The sequence below is a fragment of the Ornithinibacillus californiensis genome (assembly GCF_001038485.1).
In the GTDB taxonomy this organism is placed as follows: domain Bacteria; phylum Bacillota; class Bacilli; order Bacillales; family Amphibacillaceae; genus Ornithinibacillus; species Ornithinibacillus californiensis.
The window spans coordinates 1-667 of the sequence record NZ_LDUE01000001.1 but is presented as its reverse complement, the minus strand read 5'-3'; the positions used below and the strand labels follow the sequence as shown (position 1 = coordinate 667).

Sequence of the window (667 nt, the reverse complement as noted above, 5' to 3'; positions counted from 1 at the left end):
CGCTTTCGCGCCTCAGCGTCAGTTACAGACCAGAGAGTCGCCTTCGCCACTGGTGTTCCTCCACATCTCTACGCATTTCACCGCTACACGTGGAATTCCACTCTCCTCTTCTGTACTCAAGTCCTCCAGTTTCCAATGACCCTCCACGGTTAAGCCGTGGGCTTTCACATCAGACTTAAAGGACCGCCTGCGCGCGCTTTACGCCCAATAATTCCGGACAACGCTTGCCCCCTACGTATTACCGCGGCTGCTGGCACGTAGTTAGCCGGGGCTTTCTGGTTAGGTACCGTCAAGGTCGGGTCAGTTACTACCCGACTTGTTCTTCCCTAACAACAGAGTTTTACAATCCGAAAACCTTCATCACTCACGCGGCGTTGCTCCGTCAGACTTTCGTCCATTGCGGAAGATTCCCTACTGCTGCCTCCCGTAGGAGTCTGGGCCGTGTCTCAGTCCCAGTGTGGCCGATCACCCTCTCAGGTCGGCTACGCATCGTCGCCTTGGTGAGCCGTTACCTCACCAACTAGCTAATGCGCCGCGGGCCCATCTGTAAGTGACAGCCGAAGCCGCCTTTCATCTTCGAACCATGAAGTTCAAAGTATTATCCGGTATTAGCTCACGTTTCCGCGAGTTATCCCAGTCTTACAGGCAGGTTGCCCACGTGTTACTC

General features: G+C 54.9%; 1 rRNA gene. It reads right to left on the bottom strand.

The features are described 5' to 3' along the window. A 16S ribosomal RNA gene (locus TE34_RS00005) occupies positions 1 to 667 on the bottom strand; the annotation flags it as partial.